4 protein-coding genes are annotated in these 4,019 nt (G+C 75.4%); 3 read left to right on the forward strand and 1 reads right to left on the reverse strand.

The features are described 5' to 3' along the window. Positions 1-526: aminotransferase class I/II-fold pyridoxal phosphate-dependent enzyme (locus FM076_RS03610; RefSeq protein WP_173868490.1), on the reverse strand; the 526-nt coding region annotated here is incomplete at its 3' end. 197 nt (positions 527-723) lie between these two features. Between FM076_RS03610 and bioB the strand changes: the two genes are divergently transcribed. The 3 genes from bioB to bioD are packed head-to-tail and all read left to right on the forward strand — an operon-like array spanning position 724 to position 3,924. Next, positions 724-1,821: a biotin synthase BioB gene (bioB, locus tag FM076_RS03615; RefSeq protein WP_173868491.1), complete on the forward strand. Its 1,098-nt coding sequence runs from the start codon at positions 724-726 to the stop codon at positions 1,819-1,821. Further along, positions 1,814-3,211 carry an adenosylmethionine--8-amino-7-oxononanoate transaminase gene (locus FM076_RS03620; RefSeq protein WP_173868492.1) on the forward strand — a complete coding sequence of 466 codons (1,398 nt, stop codon included), beginning with the start codon at positions 1,814-1,816 and terminating at the stop codon, positions 3,209-3,211. Before bioB ends, FM076_RS03620 begins: the two co-directional genes overlap by 8 nt. After that, the gene (gene bioD / locus FM076_RS03625; RefSeq protein ID WP_173868493.1) at positions 3,208-3,924 is read left to right on the forward strand and encodes a dethiobiotin synthase; all 717 of its coding nucleotides are present in this window, start codon (positions 3,208-3,210) and stop codon (positions 3,922-3,924) included. Before FM076_RS03620 ends, bioD begins: the two co-directional genes overlap by 4 nt. Positions 3,925-4,019 lie beyond the last annotated feature (95 nt).

Consider the following 4,019-nt stretch of genomic DNA (forward strand, 5'->3'; position numbering starts at 1 on the left):
CCCGGCCCCGGTGCGCGTCCAGTTCCTTGGCGACGGCCCGGGGGTCGGCGTGCGGGACGACGGCCCGGCGGGCCCGCGAGAGGCGGCAACCGTCGATCAGCGAGGCGTGGTTGTGCGCGTCGCACACCAGCAGCCCCGGATCGCCGGGGGCGTTGGTGAGCGCGGTGACGGCGGCGATGTTGGCGGCGTACCCGGAGGAGAGCACGAGGGCGGCCTCGAAACCGCAGAAGGCGGCCAGCTCCTCCTCCAGTTCGGCGTGCAGCTCGGTGGAGCCGGTCACCAGCCGGGAGCCGCCGGCGCCGGCACCCCAGCGCAGGGCCGCCTCGGCGGCGGCGGAGGTGACCTCGGGGTGGCGGGAGAGGCCGAGGTAGTCGTTGCCCGCCAGGTCGAGCAGCGGGGAGTCGGCCGGCCGGGGCGCCAGGGTGCGCAGCAGCCCGGCGGCGCGGCGCGCGCCGAGCGCGGCGGCCGTCCAGGAGAAGGGGGACGGCCGTTCCGGGTGAGGGTGCCGGTGCGGGTGAGGGGACATGGGCCTCTTTCCCTCGTGTGTCCGTCGCGTGCCACACGGCGCCCGGTCGGTTTTCCGGGCAGGCGTTTGTAGGCTGTCAATAGAAACTAACCCGCCATCTCGGACGCCAACGTGTGACAACTTCCACACCTCGCTCAGGCGGTCTTGTAGCCTTCCTCCATTACCCGGCGCCGGGGCATCGGCAAGGATCGTGCCCCATGGACGACCTGCTGAACGCACTGGTGGACAAGGGGCTCCGCGGTGAGACGCCCACACGTGACGAGGCGCTGGCGGTGCTGCGGTCCGCCGATGACGAGCTGCTCGATGTGGTGGCGGCGGCCGGGAAGGTGCGCCGGAAGTGGTTCGGACGCCGGGTGAAGCTCAACTACCTGGTGAACCTGAAGTCCGGGCTGTGCCCCGAGGACTGTTCGTACTGCTCCCAGCGGCTCGGCTCCGAGGCCGGCATCCTCAAGTACACCTGGCTCAGGCCCGAGCAGGCCGCCGAGGCCGCGGCGGCGGGGGTGCGCGGCGGCGCCAAGCGGGTCTGTGTCGTGGCGAGCGGACGCGGCCCCACCGACGGCGACATCCGCCGGGTCTCGCGCACCATCGAGGCCATCAAGGAGCGCGCCGAGGGCGTGGAGGTGTGCGCGTGCCTCGGGCTGCTCGCCGACGGGCAGGCCGAACGGCTGCGGGAGGCGGGCGCCGACGCCTACAACCACAACCTCAACACGTCCGAGGCCGCCTACGGCGACATCTGCACCACCCACACCTTCGAGGACCGTGTGGCGACCGTGAAGCAGGCGCGGGCCGCCGGGCTCTCCCCCTGCTCGGGGCTGATCGCGGGCATGGGCGAGAGCGACGAGGACCTGATCGATGTGGTCTTCTCGCTGCGCGAGCTGGACGCGGACTCGGTGCCGGTCAACTTCCTGCTCCCCTTCGAGGGCACGCCGCTGGCCGGTGAGTGGAACCTGACGCCGCAGCGGGCGCTGCGCATCCTGGCGATGGTGCGGTTCGTGTGCCCGGACGCGGAGGTGCGGCTGGCGGCCGGCCGGGAGGTGCACCTGCGTTCGCTCCAGCCGCTGGCGCTGCACCTGGCGAACTCGGTCTTCCTGGGCGACTACCTCACCAGCGAGGGCCAGGCGGGCAAGGCCGACCTCGACATGATCGCGGACGCCGGTTTCGTGGTGGAGGGCCGGGAGACGAGCACGCTCCCCGAACACCGGCGCGAGGAGGCGGCGGGCCGGCCCGAGCGGCCCCACGAGCGGGTGGCCGTGCGGATGCGCGGCGCGGGGACGGAGCTGCCGCCCAATGCCTGACAGCACGACCGCGGTGGCCGTCGCCGCCGCACGCGCCGCCGCGGACCCGTCCGGCGCCTGCGGGCCGGCGTCCGCCGGGTGGGCACCGCCGCCACCCCTGGAGCCCGGTGAACTGCTGGAGCTGGACCGGCGGCACGTGTGGCACCCGTACGCGCCGATGCCCGGCACCAGCGAGCCGCTGGTGGTGGAGTCCGCTTCCGGGGTGCGGCTGCGGCTGGCGCGGCCCGCGTACGGGCGGCGGGAGTTGGTGGACGGCATGTCGTCCTGGTGGTCGGCCGTCCACGGCTACAACCACCCGGTGCTCAACGAGGCGGTCCGCGCCCAGCTCGGCCGGATGAGCCATGTGATGTTCGGCGGCCTCACCCATGAGCCGGCCGTGCGGCTGGCGCGGCGGCTGGCCGGGCTGGCGCCCGGGGACCTGGAGCACGTCTTCCTGTGCGACTCCGGGTCGGTCGCGGTCGAGGTCGCCGTCAAGATGTGCCTCCAGCACTGGCGGTCGCTGGGGCGGCCCCGCAAACGCCGGCTGATGACCTGGCGGGGTGGCTACCACGGCGACACCTGGCAGCCGATGTCGGTGTGCGACCCCGACGGCGGGATGCACCACCTGTGGTCGGGCGCGCTGCCCGTGCAGGTGTTCGCCGACGCGCCGCCGTCCGGTTTCGACGCGGAACCCGACGAGGCGTACCTCGCCCACCTGCGGGAGACGGTGGGGCGGCACGCCGGCGAGCTGGCCGCCGTCATCGTCGAACCGGTGGTGCAGGGCGCGGGCGGGATGCGGTTCCACTCCCCCGCGTACGTGCGGGCGCTGCGCGAGGCGTGCGACGAGCACGGGGTGCTGCTGGTGCTGGACGAGATCGCCACCGGGTTCGGCCGTACCGGCGAGCTGTTCGCCGCCGGGCACGCCGGGGTCACCCCGGACGTGATGTGTGTCGGCAAGGCGCTGACCGGCGGCTATCTGTCGATGGCTGCCACCTTGTGCACGCCGCGCGTGGCGGAGGGGATCGCGCGCGGCTCGGTACCGGTGCTGGCGCACGGCCCCACGTTCATGGGCAACCCGCTCGCCTCCGCCGTCGCGGACGCCTCCCTCGGCCTGCTGCTGTCCCAGGACTGGCGGGCCGAGGTGCGGCGGATCGGCGACGGGCTGCGCGCGGGCCTCGCCGGGGCGGCCGGGCTGCCCGGTGTGCGCGAGGTGAGCGTGCTCGGCGCCATCGCCGTCGTACGCCTCGACCACCAGGTGGATACGGCGGCCGCGACCCGCGCCGCGGTGCGGGCCGGGGTGTGGCTGCGGCCGTTCCGCGACATGGTGTACGCGATGCCCCCGTATGTGACGGGTGACGAGGACGTCGCACGGATCGCCGCCGCGCTGTGCGCGGCGGCCCGGGAAGGATGAGGGCAGCGGTGCGGGGTGTGGTGTGCGTCTCCGGCGCGGGAACGGAGATCGGCAAGACGGTGACGACGGCGGCGGTGGCGGCCTGCGCGCTCGGCGCGGGCCTCTCGGTCGCCGTGCTGAAACCGGCGCAGACGGGGGTGGCGCCCGGGGAGCCGGGTGACGTGGACGAGGTGCGCCGGCTCACCGGCTCCGGCCCGCTCACCTGCGTCGAACTGGCCCGGTACCCCGAGCCGCTGGCGCCGGAGACGGCCGCGCGGCGCGCGGGGCTGCCGTGCCTGCCGGCGCGCCGGGTCGCGGAGACGGCGGAGAAGCTGGCCGCCTCCCACGACCTGGTGCTGGTGGAGGGCGCGGGCGGCCTGCTGGTGCGGTTCGACGAGGGGGGTTCGACCCTGGCGGACGTCGCCCGGCTGCTGGCGGCACCCGTCCTGGTCGTCGTCCAGGCGGGGCTGGGCACGCTGAACACGGCGACGCTGACGGCCGAGGCGCTGCGGGCCCGGCGCGTGGAGTGCGCGGGCACGGTGATCGGCAGCATGCCCGCCGAGCCGGGCCTCGCCGAGCGCTGCAACCTCGCCGACCTGCCCCGCTACACGGGGCTGCCGCTGGCCGGTGCCCTACCCCGGGGTGCGGGCGCGATGGCGCCCGCGCTCTTCCGCGCGGCGGCCCCGTCCTGGCTGACCCCGGCCCTGGGCGGCACGGCTGCCGCGTTCGGCTGACGGTCCGGCCCCCCCCGGCGCGGGTCCGGGGCGGGTGGCGGGCCGGGTGGGCGCCGAGCCGCCGGCCGGTGCCCGCCCGGCCGCGGTGTCAGCGT

Origin of the sequence: Streptomyces albus subsp. chlorinus (assembly GCF_013302895.1) — a bacterium.
Lineage (GTDB): Bacteria > Actinomycetota > Actinomycetes > Streptomycetales > Streptomycetaceae > Streptomyces > Streptomyces chlorinus.

Excerpts from the sequence above, each read along its gene's own strand:
- bioB (WP_173868491.1), top strand. The coding sequence starts at position 724 with ATGGACGACCTGCTGAACGCACTGGTGGACAAGGGGCTCCGCGGTGAG.
- FM076_RS03620 (WP_173868492.1), top strand. The coding sequence starts at position 1,814 with ATGCCTGACAGCACGACCGCGGTGGCCGTCGCCGCCGCACGCGCCGCC.
- bioD (WP_173868493.1), top strand. The coding sequence starts at position 3,208 with ATGAGGGCAGCGGTGCGGGGTGTGGTGTGCGTCTCCGGCGCGGGAACG.